Raw genomic sequence first — 15,755 nt, 5'->3', positions numbered from 1 at the left:
CCGCAAGCTTTTCGCTCTTGGCAGATTCTTTTCTTTACGCTTTTCTCACTGCAGCAACCATCTCTTCAACATATTTTTTTACCGGCCCTGCGGCATCTTTTCCATATTGCTCAACAATCTTCACAATCGCGCTGCCAACTATCGCTCCATCACTTAGCCCAGCCATTTTTTCAGCTTGTTCCAGCGTAGCGATCCCAAACCCTACTGCAACAGGAGTATCGGTGACTTCACGAATACGTTTGACTATCGCTCCAATATCTGTAGTTATATTACTGCGGATACCTGTAACTCCCAATGAAGAAACAACATAAATATACCCCATGGCCTCTCTGGCGATCATTTGAATACGGTCATCAGACGTTGGAGCTATCAGTGAAATAAGATCAACATCGTATTTCCTGCAATTAGAAAGCAGTTCATTTTTTTCTTCATAAGGCAAATCAGGTACGATAACGCCATCAATTTCCAGCTGACGGCATTTTTCCATAAACCGCTCAGTTCCGTAAATAAAAATCGGATTGACATAAGTTAAAAATACCAGCGGTACCTGAGTGACATTTCGTACTTCTGCAAGCATATCAAAAAGCTTATCCGTAGTAGTACCTGCATTTAACGCTCTGACATTGCCCCGCTGAATAACTTCTCCTTCTGCAACAGGATCAGAAAAAGGTATGCCTATTTCAATAATATCGGCACCTGCTGCGGCCATTGCCAATATCAGTTCTTTGCTAACTTCAAGATTGGGATCTCCTCCTGTAATAAACGGGATGAAGCATTTCTTTTTATTTTTAAAAGCCTGCCTTATTTTACTCATGTAAATCTACCCCCATATATCTGGCAATCGCCGCTACATCTTTATCTCCACGTCCAGACAAATTGACGACAATGATTTTCTCCTTTGACATTTCAGGCGCAACCTTCATCGCATAAGCCAGCGCATGCGCACTTTCGATAGCAGGGATAATTCCTTCCGTTTCAGATAAATAACTGAATGCCCGTACTGCTTCAGTGTCTGTAATGGCTACATAGCTGGCACGTCCGGTATCATATAAATGTGCATGTTCAGGTCCGATCCCCGGATAATCAAGTCCAGCTGAAATTGAATACACCGGTGCTATCTGACCATACTTATCCTGCATAAAATACGATTTCATCCCGTGAAAAATTCCCAGGCTACCACGATTAATCGTAGCCGCAGTCTCTTCCGTTTCAATGCCGCGCCCTGCAGCTTCAACGCCAATGAGCTGAACATCCGTCTCAGAAATAAAATCATAAAATAAACCCATCGCATTAGAACCGCCGCCGACACAGGCCATCACAATATCGGGTAAACGCCCCTCTTTAGCCAGCATCTGTTCTTTTACTTCTTTTCCTATTACACGCTGAAAATCACGAACTATTTCCGGATAAGGATGCGGCCCCATCACACTGCCTAAAACATAGTACGTATCATTAACATTCGCAGTCCACGAACGCAAGGCTTCATTGACAGCATCTTTCAAAGTCATCGTGCCAGTTTCAACCGGCACTACCTTTGCTCCCAGCAGCTCCATGCGAAAAACATTCAATGCCTGCCGCTCTGTGTCTTCCTTTCCCATATAAACAACACATTCCATATCCATCAAAGCTGCTGCTGTAGCCGTAGCTACACCATGCTGCCCCGCCCCAGTTTCAGCAATCACACGTTTTTTCCCCATTTTTTTAGCCAGCAGCACCTGCCCTAAAACATTATTGATTTTATGAGATCCGGTGTGATTCAAATCTTCACGTTTTAAATATATTTTAGCTCCACCTAAATCACGAGTCATTTTTTCAGCGAAATATAATAATGAAGGCCTGTTAGCATATTCGCGATATAAAGCCTGCAATTCCTCCATAAACTGCGGTTCGTTTTTATAATAATCATATGCACGCTCTAATTCCAAAACCGCATTCATCAGGGTTTCCGGAATATATTGTCCTCCATGCCTGCCATATCTTCCTTTAGTCATTTTCTCTGCTCCCTTTCACTGCGGCAATAAATGCACGCATTTTTTCAAAATCTTTGCTGCCGTCAGTTTCCACCCCGCCGCTCACATCAACCGCATATGGTTTTGCTTCTAAAGCCTCATGTACATTTTTCGCATCCAAGCCACCAGCAAGAAAAAACGGACGCTGCAATTTAATATTTTTTAAAATCTCCAAGTCAAAGCGCTGACCGCTGCCGCCATAGGCAGTCTTTGTATAAGTATCAAGCAGCAGATAATCACATTCATAATCAATCGTACTCTCAAAACTCTCTATATTTCTCACGCGAAGAACTTTTATCACAGGCAAATTTATTTTACGGCGCAGCTCCCTGCAATACTCCTGACTTTCGTCACCGTGCAGCTGCACCACATCAATAATGCGTTCTGCCGCCAGCCTTTTGATAAAATTAATATCTTCTTTTACAAAAACACCTACAGTCCGAACCCTCAAATCCAATTCTGCCCGCAGTTTTGCAGCTTGCTCGGCCGAAACCTGCCTTGGACTGGCCGCAAAAACGAACCCGGCATATTCCGGCAACAGTATGTTGGCAAATTCAATATCTTCTTTACGTTTTAACCCGCATATTTTAACTTTAGTCATTTATCTCACCTGAAAGCCGCTGTAAATCTAAAGTAATATTATTGCTTCTCATCAGCATTTCACCAATCAAAAAACCATTTACACCAGCGGCACGCAGCAGTTTGATGTCTGCTGCACACATGATCCCGCTTTCAGAAACAAATATTTTATCTCGTGGTACAAGCGACCTCAAACGCAGGCTATTCTGTAAATCAACACTGAAATCTTTCAAATTACGGTTATTGACGCCGATGATTTCTGCTCCCGCATTCAGTGCAGACTCCACTTCTGACTCATCATGTGCTTCGACTAAAACATCCAAACCCACACTGGCGGCAATATCTAAAAATTCTCTGATCATGGACGTTTCCAACAGTGCACAAATCAGTAGTACAGCATCAGCACCAATAGTTTTCGCTTCATAAATCTGATATTCACTGATTATAAAATCTTTGCGTAAAACCGGTAATTTCACTGCAGTACTGATCGCCTGTAAATACTCGTCTTTACCTAAAAAAAACTGCGGTTCTGTTAAACACGAAATCGCCGCTGCACCTGCAGCTTCATAATCTCTGGCCAGTCGCAGATAGTCAAACTCTTTGCTAATAATACCTTTAGAGGGTGAAGCCTTCTTGACCTCAGTAATAAAATTCATCCCATCTCTCGACAAACGAGTACGAAACCCACGGTTATTTTTAGGTAAACTCTCAGCGTCAGATCTAATTTTATTTAAATCTTTTATTCTTTGCAGTTGCTCTACTCTGAGCCGTGTAGCCGCTGCAATTTCATCTAAAATCATCATCCACCTCAACCATTGCTCAGAACGATCAGCTGCTGTAATTTCTGCAATGCTTTACCATTGTCAAGCGTTATCCTGGCAAGTTCAATACATTCTTTAATTGAACCTTTGCCTCCCAAATACAAACTCAACCCAGAATTTAAAACTACTGCATCACGTTTTGCGCCTTGTTCCTTACCACTCAAAATATCATAGGTTATACCTGCATTGATTTTTGCATCACCGCCCATAAGATCACTTTTTTTGCATGGGGTAAACCCAAAAGCCTGTGGGTCAAGTGTATAAGTCGTGATTTCACCATCATTAATCTCTGCTATCGTATTCGTTGAAGAAACAGTTACTTCATCAATCCCATCATTGCCGTAAACAACAATGCCACGCTTAACACCCAAGTTAGCAAGTACTTTCGCTAAAGGTTCTACCAACTCTTTTTTGTAAACTCCCAAAAGCTGCAGACTGGCAAAAGCTGGATTTGCCAAGGGGCCAATAATATTGAAAACCGTGCGGATTCCAAGCTCTTTACGCACAGGACCGGCAAATCTCATTGAAGCATGATACGCCTGCGCAAACAAAAAACATAAATCGATTTCCTGCAGCAGCTCTTTATTACGTTCAGCCGAAAGATCTATTTTCACACCCAGTTCTTCCAAAACATCTGCAGCTCCGCTTTTGCTGGAAACGCTGCGATTACCGTGTTTTGCTACAGGAACCCCTGCCGCCGCAATCACAAAAGAACTTGTTGTAGAGATATTAAAGGTATTCGCACAATCGCCTCCAGTACCTACAATATCCAGTACATCTTTACCCGGATCGATATGTGTGCATTTCTCACGCAAAACCTTTGCACATGCCGTTATTTCTTCAATAGTTTCACCTTTCATACGCATAGCCGTAATAAACGCCGCAATTTGAGCATTAGTAGCTTCACCGCTCATTATTTCCCCAAAAGCACCTATGGTCTCTGCTCCAGTAAGATTTTGTTTTTCTGCTAATTTATTTATTGCTTCATTGATCATTATTTTCACTCCTTACTATATTGCTAAAAAATTCTTTAAAATACTTAATCCGTCAGGTGTCATAATAGACTCTGGATGAAACTGGACGCCATAAATATCATAATCGCAATGTTTCACAGCCATAATCTCTCCATCGTTCGTAGTCGCTATGACCTCCAGGCATTCGGGCTTGGAATACTTATCAATTATCAGAGAATGGTACCGTGCGGCAAGTATTGTCTGTGGCAACCCTTCAAATAATCTGCTGTTCTTGTCTATTTCGATCATACTCTGTTTGCCATGTACCAGCTCACGGGCATGCACAATTTTCCCGCCGAACACTTCACCGATCGCCTGATGGCCCAGACACACACCTAAGATCGGCATCTTCCCCTGCAACTTTTCTAAAACAGTTTCGCATATTCCTGCATTTTCAGGAAAACCAGGTCCTGGTGACAGAATAATATGCGAAGGCTGCAAAGCTTCTATAGCTTCCACAGTTATTTGATCGTTACGATATACTTTAACCTCATCAGTCAGCATCCCAATAAACTGAAACAGATTAAATGTAAAACTGTCATAATTATCAATAATAATTACCATTACTTTGCTCCTTATTATTCTTTTGCTGTTTCTCGCAGCGCCTTCATACAGGCCCCTGCTTTATTTACTGTTTCTGCGAACTCATTGTCAATCACAGAATCGGCTACAATCCCACCGCCGGCCTGTATATAAACTTTACCAGCACGTTTTACCATAGTCCTTATCGTGATACAAATATCCATATTACCGCCAAAATCTATATAGCCCATACCACCGCCGTAAATTCCTCGACGCTGAGGTTCCAGCTCATCAATAATCTGGCAGGCCCTGATCTTCGGAGCACCGCTTAAAGTTCCGGCTGGAAATACGGACTGCAAAGCATCCAGGCAATCTTTATCTGCTCTCAATCGTCCAGTAACACGGCTGGTTATATGCATCACATGAGAAAATTTTTTAATTTCCAGATAATCAAGTACTTTAACAGTGCCAAATTCACTTACGCGTCCCACGTCATTTCGGCCTAAATCTACCAGCATATTATGTTCGGCTATTTCTTTGGCATCAGCCAAAAGTTCTTTTTCCAATGCCTGGTCCAGTTCTTCTGTCGCCCCTCTTGGTCTTGTACCTGCAATCGGCATCGTCGTAATCTCGTGTCCATTCACCTTCACAAGAGTTTCCGGCGAACTTCCTGCGATTTCAACATCATCATTTTTCATCAACACCATATATTGAGATGGGTTCGTCGTCCGCAAGATACGATAAGCATTAAAAAGATCCTGATCGTAGTCTGCTGTAAATTTCTGTGAATAAACTATTTGAAATACATCGCCATTCTTGATATATTTTTTGCATTTCTGCACATTAGCTGCATATAGATCCTTACTTTGATTAGATTTTACTTCACCAAGTTTGGCCGCTATAAATGGCCTCTGAGCAACCGAGCTAGACAAAAGCGCTTCAACGGCCGTAATTTCCCGCTCAGCTTTTGCATAATTCACCTCTAAATTATCTGTGCGTACATTCACAATAATAAAAAGTTTCTGTTTTAAGTGATCAAACGCTACTATTTTATCAAACAACATCAAATCAAAATCAGGAAAATCTGTCGCTTTTGTCGGGTCAAATTGCAGACTCGGCTCACAATACTGAACAAAGTCATAACCAAAATAGCCTACAAAACCTCCTGTCAAAGGCGGTATCCCTCCGATTTTAGGAACCCTATATTCTGCCAGCACCTCTTTAATACAATTTACAGGATCCTTGGTCTTGAATTTTACTTTAGCACCGTTAATAACTTCTACAACTTTATCTTTAGCTCTCAGTTTGACGATTGGATCATAGCCGACAAAAGAATAACGTCCCCAGCGCTCACCGCCCTCCAAACTTTCCAGCAGAAAATAATCGTTGCTGCTGTTTTTTACAGCTGCTAAAAATGCCAGCGGCGTTGTCATGTCAGCCAGACATTCTTTCGCAACTGGAACTGCTGTATAGTCTTTTTGATAGGCTTTAACTTCTTCCAGCGTAAGATTAAGCACTGTTTTCACTCCTTCATCGTTAAAATAAATAAAAAACCTGCCCTTGTTATAACAAGGACAGGTTGAAAAAACATATACCTGCGGTACCACCTTGATTCACGAAAATAAATCGTGCACTTAAAGCAGAGTGCCAACACACCCCTCGCCCTTAACGCAGGCGTTGCGTTGCAGAGTACTTTCGGCAAGCCGATTTGACTGCACCCTCAGCGGTCCATTTATCAAACTGCATTTCTATCCGGTTCCCAGCTCCCCGAACTCTCTGTAAGCGCATTTTTTGACTTGATCTCCGCCTCTACGGTTTTGTGGTCGTTATTTAATTGTTGTAAGTTTAGCATCATGTTTAACAAGCGTCAACAAGTTTTTCAAAAATCGCTAAAAAATTTTTTCAAATTTTCAATTTTGTCAATCAGTTTACACTTTTAATAAATTCACAGAAAATTCCTGTTATTTTAATATTTATACAAATTCACTCTTCGCCACTCAAAACAATTCTACACACATCACCATCACTGCTAATATAAAAATCTAAACTTTTCCCGATTTTACTGTTTTTGGGAAAATTATAACCATACATAATCACAGCGCCGTCTTTATCATCTTTCAAATAAACGACCCTTGCCGGAATCCCATACTGGCCTATAACACGGGCACCGTCGTCACCTGTACCAATACCACGCATTGTATAGATTACAGGAGAAGCTGTCATAAGCTCAACGATTTTCTTATTACCACGTCTGGCTTTAACCTGCAGCTGCTGAAAATCATAAACCTGACTGCTCCCATCTTTACTTTCTTTTTTTACTTTTCCCAACGATTTTGCCGCTGAACTGTCAAAAATCTGACCCAAATGCCAATCCCCCAACGAATTATCTTCATCGATCAATTCTTCAGTCTCTGGCTTTTCCAGATACTCGGCAAAAATATAACCATTTTTACCATTCCATTCAACTTTTTGCCACTCCCCGCTTTTACTACCGCTCAAACGCAAAAGTGAATGTCTTGGCAGGCATGCTAAAACATCAGCAGTAGTTGAAGGCCCCGAACGAAAATTCACATCATCATCAGCTAAAACTGCAAATTCACCTTTTTTATAATCAGAAATTTTCTGCGTTGTATAATAAGCTTCGCTTTTTGCAGCCAGTACAGTTCCTGTCTGCAAAAGCAAGCTCGTCCCCATCATAATGCCCAGCGCAACAGCTGCAAACCTTTGTATCAGCATTGCAGTTCCTCCTTCTTAATTCTTACGTTTTATTATATGCTAAAGTTTCTGGGAATACAAATCTGTAAAATTGAAATAAATGTAAAAAGCCTGCCTGTTAAGGCAGGCTTTTTACATTTATTATTTTATATACTTAGCGTCTAAACGGGCAAATGTTCCATTCAACTCCATTTCTTCTATCCACATATTCACATAGTTAAGAAAAATCTGATCACCTTGCTGCATCAGTATGCCAAAGTTGTTTTTTGTAAATGGTTCCTCGATCAAAGGAGCCGCAAGTTTTGCATTATCACGCACATAACGGCGTGCTTCCATCGTCTCTGTAATCATAATATCTGCTTTTCCTTCCGCAATCAAACCTGGGATCTCTGCATTTTGCTGATGTACGATCAATGTACAGTCAGGCAGATTAGCAAGGGCAAATTTTTCATTAGTACCTCCCGGATTAACCATTACACGCACATCTTTTTTATTCATATCCGCCAGTGTTTTAAATTTTTTAGCATCGTCCTTACGACACAGAATAGTTTTACCAAATACCAGATAACCATTGCTTTGCGCCATTTTTTGTTCTCTTGCCAAAGTGCGGGTGATACCGCACATTGCAATATCAAATTTACCAGCTAAAGTATCGGCAGTCAACGTGCTCCAGGTAGTTGGTATAAACTTCACCTGTACCCCAAGCGATTGTGCCAGAAGTTCGCTTGCTTCTGTATCAAAGCCTTCATATCTTCCTGTCTCCCGATTTAAATAACTCATCGGTTTATAATCGCCTGTAGTTCCAACCAAAAGACAGCCCCTACTTTGAACTTCGTCCAGTTTTGAAGCCTCTGCATGGGGGAACAAACCGCCAAGTCCAAGCATCGTTACAGCTACAAGGGTCACCATTACAATTTTCTTTACACTTACCATACTACCATCCTCCAATTTTAAGATCACTACCTTTTAATTGTAACTATAAAAAAGCTTTTTGTCTACGACATATTTTTTTCATTTGTTTTCAAGCTTTCTTTCTGCTATCATATTAAATATAATATCTTTTGTACATATTGAAGAAAGTCTGGTACTGCTTATGAAAAAATATCTATGGCTGATAGCTCTGATTTTTTTAAGCATCGGCATTTGGCAACAACAATATCTTAGCGTGCTTCGTAAAGCAGCTATGATCTGTCTGGAGTGTATCGGCATTGGCTAAACGAACCCTCATTCAAATCCTTACCGCATTTCTTTATAATGGCAATCTGCCGGGATTCCTTAATGGTCGAATCTGGCAGGGTCCAAGTAAAAGTATTTGCGTCCCCGGGCTTAACTGTTATTCTTGCCCAGGTGCTTTAGGAGCCTGCCCTTTAGGAGCGTTACAAAGCTCTTTATCAGGAGTGCTCCTACGCTTTCCGTTCTATGTTTTAGGACTTATGCTTCTCTTTGGGCTACTGTTTGGGCGGACTGTCTGCGGCTGGCTCTGTCCATTTGGATTCATACAGGAACTACTTTATAAAATTCCGTCGCCAAAGTTTACTAAAAATAAAGCAACGCGGACTTTGACAAAGCTTAAATACATTATTGGTTTGCTTTTCGTTATTATTTTGCCAGTAATTTTTTTCTATGTCGTTGGTGTTGGCGCACCAGCCTTTTGTAAATATATTTGTCCTGCCGGTACTTTGGAAGCAGCATTACCGCTTTTAAGCACCAATCCCTTCCTCAAAGAAAATCTTGGTATGCTTTTTAACTGGAAATTATTTCTACTGCTCGTCACTGTTATTGCCAGCATCGTCATCTATCGACCTTTCTGCCGCTTTATCTGCCCTTTAGGAGCCTTTTATAGTTTATTTAATAAACTTTCTTATTTTGGGATCCAGGTAGATAATGTCAAATGCATTGGCTGCGATGCCTGTATACGCAAATGTAAAATGGACTGCGCAAAGGTGGGAGATCGTGAATGTATTAACTGCGGCGAGTGCATCGATACTTGTCCTGTAAACGCAATCTCGCTTGGATCTAAAGTGAAAAAAGCAGATACTAATGTTGCCGAAGCAACAAATAATTAACTTTTGTAACCATTTATAAAATTAGTATAACAAACGTTACAAGTATAAACTTTGTTATACTAAAATAAAGTTTATTATGATATTCTAAAATTTTACAAAGCGAGGTACTGTTATGAGCACACTCAAAAAAGTTCTCTTAGGCGTAATCTTACTTACTGCCGTCGCTGTAAGTGGCGTACATTTTTTCGACCTCCCGCATATTGCCAAAGCAGAAACTAACGCAGCTCCGCCTTTTACTGTAACAGATATGAATGGACAGACTGTTTCCCTTGCTTCTCTAAAAGGTAAGCCTGTTTTTCTTAATTTTTGGGCTACTTGGTGCCCTCCCTGTGTTGGAGAAATGCCTGATATCCAAAGAATGTATGCTAAATATGGAGATAAAGTTCATTTTGTTATCGTCAACATAGACGGCACAAAACCTGATGTAACTGCATTTATGGAAAACCATGCTTTCAGTTTCCCCGTTGCACTTGATACGAACGGTTCAGCTGCTTCAGCCTATGCCGTTCAGGCCATACCAACAAGTTATATCATTGATGCTGATAGCAATGTCGTTGACAGCCATATCGGCGCATTAAGTGCCGGTGATATGGAAAGTTTTGTTACATCAGCTTTTTAAAATCTTAAAACCAAATAAAAAAAACGACTGCTATGCAGTCGTTTTTTTTATCACGCTTTATTCATATAAACCTAAAGTATTTTCTGAAAGATTAATCATAATATTTTTGGTCTGGCTGTAATGATCCAGCATCACCTTATGAGTTTCTCGCCCTATACCAGATTGTTTATATCCTCCAAAAGGCGCCCCTGCCGGAATAGCATTATAGGTATTGACCCAAATTCTACCAGTCTGTACAGCTTTAGCCACGCGCATAGCACGATTGATATCCTGAGTCCAGACAGCACCGCCCAGACCATAGACACTCTCGTTTGCCATACGGATAACATCCGCTTCGTCCTTAAATTTAATCACTACGGCAACAGGTCCAAAAATTTCCTCCTGAGCAACACGCATATTATTAGTAACATTAGTAATCAGAGTCGGAGCAACAAAATTACCCTTCTCTAACCCATTATCAGTCAATTTATAGCCACCGCAGGCTATAGTAGCACCTTCCTGTTTGGCAATATCAATGTAGCTCAAAATCTTTTTGACCTGATTTGCATCAATTTGTGCACCCATTTGTACGCCTTTATCAAGAGGCAGACCTACTTTTACTTTTTCAAAACGTTTAACAGCTTCTTCTACAAATTTATCGTAGATAGCTTCATGTACAAAAACGCGTGATCCAGCACAGCAAACCTGTCCCTGATTGAAAAGAATCCCCAGCAGTAAACCTTCCATAGCCAGGTTCCAGTTGCAGTCGGGGAAGAAAATATTAGCTGATTTGCCACCCAGTTCCAAAGTAGCAGGAATCAATTTCTCAGCGGCAGCCTCGGCAACAGAACGCCCGACTTCAGTAGAACCGGTAAATGCCAGCTTAGCAAAACCAGGATGTTCAAGAATGTCGTTACCAGATTTTGATCCTTTACCGGTAATAATATTCAGAACCCCTTTCGGCAGTACGCCTTCAAGCAATCTTGCCAGTTCAAGAATACTAAGCGATGTCTGGCTGGAAGGTTTAATGACAATAGTATCGCCTGCAGCCAACGCCGGAGCTAATTTCCACGCGGCCATCAAAAAGGGGAAATTCCAGGGAATAATTTGTCCCACAACTCCCAGAGGCTCGTGCAGCACCAAACTCATCGTATTATTATCCAGCATGGTCGCAGTACCTTCCTGCGTTCTGATCGCAGCGGCAAAATAACGGAAATGATCAGCAGACATTGGAATATCGATTCCAGAAGTCTCACGGAAAGGTTTACCGTTATCCATAGATTCAACCTTTGCCAAGTGTACGGCATTTGCGTCAATAATATCAGCTATTTTATTTAAAATCTCAGCTCTTTGCTGTGCAGTGGTATCTTTCCATGTTTCAAAAGCTTTCTGCGCCGCTTTTACTGCATTATCTACATCCACCTTAGTTGCTTCAGCACATACCGCCAAATGTTCGCCAGTCGCAGGATCTGTAGAACTAAACGTAGCTCCATCTGAAGCCGGCCGCCATTCGCCATTAATATATAAACCATATTCTTTCAATAAATTTTCTTGCATCATTTACACTTCCTTTATTGTTTTTTATTGCCGGCAGTTGATTGTCGTCGGCTCTTTTATATATGATTATAGTAGATTTTCGGCATATGTCAATAAACTTTTATGTAACATCTACTACATTTTGTTGTTTTCTAATTTATTTAACAATATATTTTGTATTTTAAAACATATGCCGTTTATCATCATATTATAAAACGCGGTTTTAAAAACCGCGTTTTATAATATCTTCACCAAATTTAGCTTTTAATATATCGACCGCCTGATTACGTTTACCCAATCGCTCATCTTCGGCAAAATTTAGTACAGGCACCGCATCGGCAGGTTCTAAATGCGCTACGCTGACGCCTAATAACCTTACGCCTTCGATCCATTTTACAGACTGCATCAGCTTCTGCGCCAACGCAAAAATTTCTTCATCATAAGCAACAGGACCTTCAGCTGTAATACTGCGGGTAATGATTTTGAACGACGCAAACTTCACCTTTAAAGTTACAGTATAGCCAACAACGCCACTGCGCCGCAGCCGCCAACCAACACGTCCGCATAGATCAAGAACGGCATGACGCCGCTCATCTTCCGTATGAAGATCTTTTTCAAAAGTACATTCTTTCCCAATAGATTTAGCAGCATAATCATTAACAACAGGTCTGTCATCCAAACCATGTGCCAGTTGTTTTACCACAGCAGCATTATTCCCCAGAGCTTTATGCAAAATACCCAAATCAGCATCTGCAATTTGCCCAATAGTCGCTATGCCAAACTGCAGCAGACTTTTTTCAGCACTGCGCCCAATTCCAAAAATACGCCGCACCGACATTGGCTTTAACATGCCTTCAGCCTCTTCTGCCCTTATCACAACCAAACCATCCGGCTTCTGCATATCCGAAGCCAGTTTGGCCAAAAATTTATTGGGAGCGATACCAACTGAAGCAGTTAAACCAGTTTTTTCTTTTATCGATCTTTTTACTTTAAAACCGATATCACGTTCAGAACCAGCCAATAGCTCCATTCCTGAAATATCCAAAAACGCTTCGTCCACCGAAAGCTGTTCAACCAAAGGAGAAAAGCTGTCAAAAATATTCATTATCTGCCGTGATACTTCCTGATACCGCTTCATTCTTCCCGGCAAAAAGACTGCCTGAGGGCATAAACGCCTGGCTTCTATCATAGGCATTGCCGAGTGTACACCATACACACGTGCTTCATAAGAGCAAGTAGATACAACGCCACGATCAGACTGTCCCCCGACAATTACCGGCAGTCCCATCAGATCAGGATTATCAAATTGTTCGACGGATGCAAAAAACGCATCCATATCCACATGCATGATCCATCTCTGCATAAACAACCCTCTCAATACAGCATTAAAAAGTATACCGCCGGCACTAATAAAAACAGACCTATCACATTATAGTACAGAAACATCAGCAAATAATGTCTTACCTGCGCAGGGTACGCCTCTGCAAACAGCTTGTAAGATATCACACTCGCCATCGAAGCGATCAGAGTTCCCAGTCCGCCGACATTGACCCCAAGCAGCAAAGCTTCACGCTGCTGAGAAAACGCAGCCAGCAGCATTGCAGCAGGGACATTGCTGATAAACTGGCTGACAGCAATTGCAGAAAAATATGTACCGGTCGCACTTCCAAAAAAACTGTCTCGGATAATATTTAAAAAATCAAATTGTGTTAAATTACCAATAAAGATAAAAAAACCGGCAAACGTGAACAAAAGAGAATAATCAATTTGCCTGAATAAGCCACGATCAAGCACCAGCATTACCGTTACCGTTATCATCAGCAGCAACCAATGATCAAACCAGTGAAAGACCGTCACCACACACAGCAAAAACAGTAAATTTAAAACTATCAGCCCCCAGCCACGTTCTACATTCACAGAGGTCAAGCTTACTTTTAACTGCCTGTCCTGCTGGCGCATTAAAAATACTGCCAGCAAAGCCACTGCTAAACATGTCGGTATCCATGTGACCTTGAAAAAAGCAATAATATCAAAATTATAACGGGCATATAAAAACAAATTTTGCGGATTTCCCATCGGTGTCAGCATACTGCCAAGATTAGCTGCCAATGTCTGCCAAACAATTATTTTTCCAACATCAACTCCTGCTTCTTTGCCTATAATCAAAGTCAAAGGGACAAAAGTTATTAAAGCCACATCATTTGTTACAAGCATTGAACTGATAAAAGTTATCAGCAGCAGTGCGGCAGTTATCTGACGCAGCGAAATACATCTCTGCAAAAGCCGTACGGCACAGTTATCAAGTACGCGACGCTTTTTAAACCCGCCTACAACTAACATCAGGCAATATAATAAAACTAAAACACGCCAATCTATATACTCTGCCTTAGGAACAACTGCAAGCGAAGAAGCAACAGCCAGAACACAGGCCAGCAATAATATACCTTCACGCTTTACAAAGCTTTTTGAAAACTTCCAAATCTCTTTTGTATCCAAATTTTTCACCATGCCTTTGATATGGTAAATTATAACATAAACACACGTTTTTGAAAATCACTTTGCCGACTGCTTTTATTGACATAAGACAGTAATAACGTTATGATATTCACAATAATAAACCCCTTGAAGAAAGGAGGCTTCTACTATGTCGAGACCTATTAAATGGCGCAAGATCTGCTGTATGCCGCTCAATAAAACTTTTGCTCCCTCCGGCAGCAAACCGCAGGGGAAAATAACCATGACTATTGATGAATACGAAACGATCAGGCTCATGGATCTGGAAAACTGCACACAGGAAACCTGCGCAATGGCAATGAATGTAGCCAGGACCACTGTTCAAAAAATCTACGAAGAAGCACGTTATAAATTAGCGGATGCTCTTATTAACGGCAAGGAATTATCGATCGAAGGCGGGGAATTCCGCCTTTGCGACGGCCATAATCAAAACTGTGTCCGCGCTTCCTGCCGTCTATTGCAGCGCGGAGAACTTTTGCAAAACAAATAATAATCTACCGGAGGCGTATCCCATGTCCGAACAAAACCGTCAATGCTCTGATACTGGCTGTGACAAAACATCCTGCGAAAGTTGCGACCATGCTAATACTGCAATAAATTTTTCCGCTCCACTCCATGAAATGAGTACTGTAAAAAAAGTTATTGGTATTGTCAGCGGTAAAGGAGGTGTCGGAAAATCTATCGTCACTTCGCTTTTGGCTGCAGCCATGCAGAAAGCGGGTAAGAAAACTGCTGTTTTAGATGCCGATATCACCGGCCCATCAATTCCTAAAGCCTTCGGACTGCACGGAAAAGCCAATGCTACAGAAATTGGCCTGCTGCCAATGCAGACAACAAGTGGTATTGAAATCATCTCTACTAATCTTCTCTTGAATAATGAAACTGATCCTGTCGTTTGGCGCGGCCCGATTATTGCCGGTACTGTTAAACAATTCTGGAGCGACGTTATCTGGACGGACATAGAATATATGTTCATCGACATGCCTCCAGGTACCGGTGATGTTCCGCTCACTGTTTTTCAGTCACTTCCCGTCGACGCTATCATCATCGTTACATCTCCTCAGGAATTAGTTTCTATGATCGTCGGTAAAGCTGTAAAAATGGCAGCCATGATGCAAATTCCTATTTTGGGACTGATCGAAAATTATTCTTATTTCCAATGCCCAGACAATGGTAAAAAATATCATATTTTTGGTCCCAGTCACTTACAAGCCGCCGCTGATGCTTATGGACTTAAAATTCTGGCTGAACTTCCCATAGATCCCGATTTAGCTGCAGCCTGTGATTCCGGCAATATTGAAAATTATCAAACAAACATCCTTGATAACGTAATCAATATATTAAAAAATACTAAATAAAATAGAAAACTGGCATCAGGTACT

Annotated in this window: 17 protein-coding genes; 5 read left to right on the top strand and 12 right to left on the bottom strand. The window is 41.2% G+C overall.

Translation table 11 applies throughout. The features are described 5' to 3' along the window. Positions 1-34: 34 nt before the first annotated feature. The 9 genes from trpA to C8D73_RS09915 form a co-directional block, all read right to left on the bottom strand. Complete coding sequence (trpA, locus tag C8D73_RS09960) at positions 35-814, bottom strand: tryptophan synthase subunit alpha (protein WP_113078099.1); 780 nt, start codon at positions 812-814, stop codon at positions 35-37. Then, entirely contained in the window at positions 807-1,991 is a 1,185-nt protein-coding gene (trpB, locus tag C8D73_RS09955) for a tryptophan synthase subunit beta (RefSeq protein WP_113078098.1), read from the bottom strand. The genes trpA and trpB overlap by 8 nt, the downstream gene beginning before the upstream one ends. Next, entirely contained in the window at positions 1,984-2,610 is a 627-nt protein-coding gene (locus tag C8D73_RS09950) for a phosphoribosylanthranilate isomerase (RefSeq protein ID WP_113078097.1), read from the bottom strand. The genes trpB and C8D73_RS09950 overlap by 8 nt, the downstream gene beginning before the upstream one ends. Continuing rightward, complete coding sequence (trpC, locus tag C8D73_RS09945) at positions 2,603-3,391, bottom strand: indole-3-glycerol phosphate synthase TrpC (RefSeq protein WP_227203001.1); 789 nt, start codon at positions 3,389-3,391, stop codon at positions 2,603-2,605. The genes C8D73_RS09950 and trpC overlap by 8 nt, the downstream gene beginning before the upstream one ends. Positions 3,392-3,396: 5 nt before the next feature. Next, positions 3,397-4,404 carry an anthranilate phosphoribosyltransferase gene (trpD, locus tag C8D73_RS09940; RefSeq protein ID WP_021717406.1) on the bottom strand — a complete coding sequence of 336 codons (1,008 nt, stop codon included), beginning with the start codon at positions 4,402-4,404 and terminating at the stop codon, positions 3,397-3,399. A gap of 15 nt (positions 4,405-4,419) precedes the next feature. Beyond that, positions 4,420-4,986 carry an anthranilate synthase component II gene (locus C8D73_RS09935; RefSeq protein WP_021717407.1) on the bottom strand — a complete coding sequence of 189 codons (567 nt, stop codon included), beginning with the start codon at positions 4,984-4,986 and terminating at the stop codon, positions 4,420-4,422. A gap of 14 nt (positions 4,987-5,000) precedes the next feature. After that, positions 5,001-6,461: an anthranilate synthase component I gene (gene trpE / locus C8D73_RS09930; protein ID WP_231997898.1), complete on the bottom strand. Its 1,461-nt coding sequence runs from the start codon at positions 6,459-6,461 to the stop codon at positions 5,001-5,003. A gap of 466 nt (positions 6,462-6,927) precedes the next feature. Next, complete coding sequence (locus C8D73_RS09920; protein WP_113078095.1) at positions 6,928-7,680, bottom strand: SH3 domain-containing protein; 753 nt, start codon at positions 7,678-7,680, stop codon at positions 6,928-6,930. Between the two features lie 120 nt (positions 7,681-7,800). After that, positions 7,801-8,592, bottom strand: coding sequence for a transporter substrate-binding domain-containing protein (locus C8D73_RS09915; protein WP_113078094.1), 792 nt, complete (start codon positions 8,590-8,592; stop codon positions 7,801-7,803). 160 nt (positions 8,593-8,752) lie between these two features. Between C8D73_RS09915 and C8D73_RS11505 the strand changes: the two genes are divergently transcribed. The 3 genes from C8D73_RS11505 to C8D73_RS09900 all read left to right on the top strand — a co-directional run bounded on the left by C8D73_RS11505 (position 8,753) and on the right by C8D73_RS09900 (position 10,344). After that, positions 8,753-8,875: a CD1871A family CXXC motif-containing protein gene (locus C8D73_RS11505; RefSeq protein WP_262406354.1), complete on the top strand. Its 123-nt coding sequence runs from the start codon at positions 8,753-8,755 to the stop codon at positions 8,873-8,875. After that, the gene (locus C8D73_RS11500) at positions 8,868-9,725 is read left to right on the top strand and encodes a 4Fe-4S binding protein (RefSeq protein ID WP_113078093.1); all 858 of its coding nucleotides are present in this window, start codon (positions 8,868-8,870) and stop codon (positions 9,723-9,725) included. The genes C8D73_RS11505 and C8D73_RS11500 overlap by 8 nt, the downstream gene beginning before the upstream one ends. Positions 9,726-9,837: 112 nt before the next feature. After that, positions 9,838-10,344, top strand: a complete 507-nt coding sequence (locus C8D73_RS09900) for a TlpA family protein disulfide reductase (RefSeq protein ID WP_113078092.1) — start codon at positions 9,838-9,840, stop codon at positions 10,342-10,344. Positions 10,345-10,401: 57 nt separating this feature from the next. On the opposite strand, the gene C8D73_RS09895 is transcribed toward C8D73_RS09900, so the two are convergent. The 3 genes from C8D73_RS09895 to C8D73_RS09885 all read right to left on the bottom strand — a co-directional run bounded on the left by C8D73_RS09895 (position 10,402) and on the right by C8D73_RS09885 (position 14,355). Beyond that, the gene (locus tag C8D73_RS09895; protein WP_113078108.1) at positions 10,402-11,880 is read right to left on the bottom strand and encodes an aldehyde dehydrogenase family protein; all 1,479 of its coding nucleotides are present in this window, start codon (positions 11,878-11,880) and stop codon (positions 10,402-10,404) included. A 202-nt stretch (positions 11,881-12,082) separates the two neighbouring features. Beyond that, complete coding sequence (locus C8D73_RS09890) at positions 12,083-13,222, bottom strand: DNA polymerase IV (protein WP_113078091.1); 1,140 nt, start codon at positions 13,220-13,222, stop codon at positions 12,083-12,085. Positions 13,223-13,233: 11 nt separating this feature from the next. Continuing rightward, positions 13,234-14,355 carry an SLC13 family permease gene (locus tag C8D73_RS09885; RefSeq protein WP_170123207.1) on the bottom strand — a complete coding sequence of 374 codons (1,122 nt, stop codon included), beginning with the start codon at positions 14,353-14,355 and terminating at the stop codon, positions 13,234-13,236. Between the two features lie 148 nt (positions 14,356-14,503). On the opposite strand from C8D73_RS09885, the gene C8D73_RS09880 reads away from it, so the two are divergent. Then, complete coding sequence (locus C8D73_RS09880; protein ID WP_021717416.1) at positions 14,504-14,863, top strand: DUF134 domain-containing protein; 360 nt, start codon at positions 14,504-14,506, stop codon at positions 14,861-14,863. Positions 14,864-14,885: 22 nt separating this feature from the next. Further along, complete coding sequence (locus tag C8D73_RS09875; protein WP_113078089.1) at positions 14,886-15,731, top strand: Mrp/NBP35 family ATP-binding protein; 846 nt, start codon at positions 14,886-14,888, stop codon at positions 15,729-15,731. The last annotated feature ends 24 nt before the right edge of the window (positions 15,732-15,755 follow it).

Origin of the sequence: Phascolarctobacterium faecium DSM 14760 (assembly GCF_003269275.1) — a bacterium.
Classification (GTDB): domain Bacteria; phylum Bacillota; class Negativicutes; order Acidaminococcales; family Acidaminococcaceae; genus Phascolarctobacterium; species Phascolarctobacterium faecium.
Note: the sequence above shows the minus strand (reverse complement) of the source record. Positions and strands in the feature narration are given on the sequence as shown.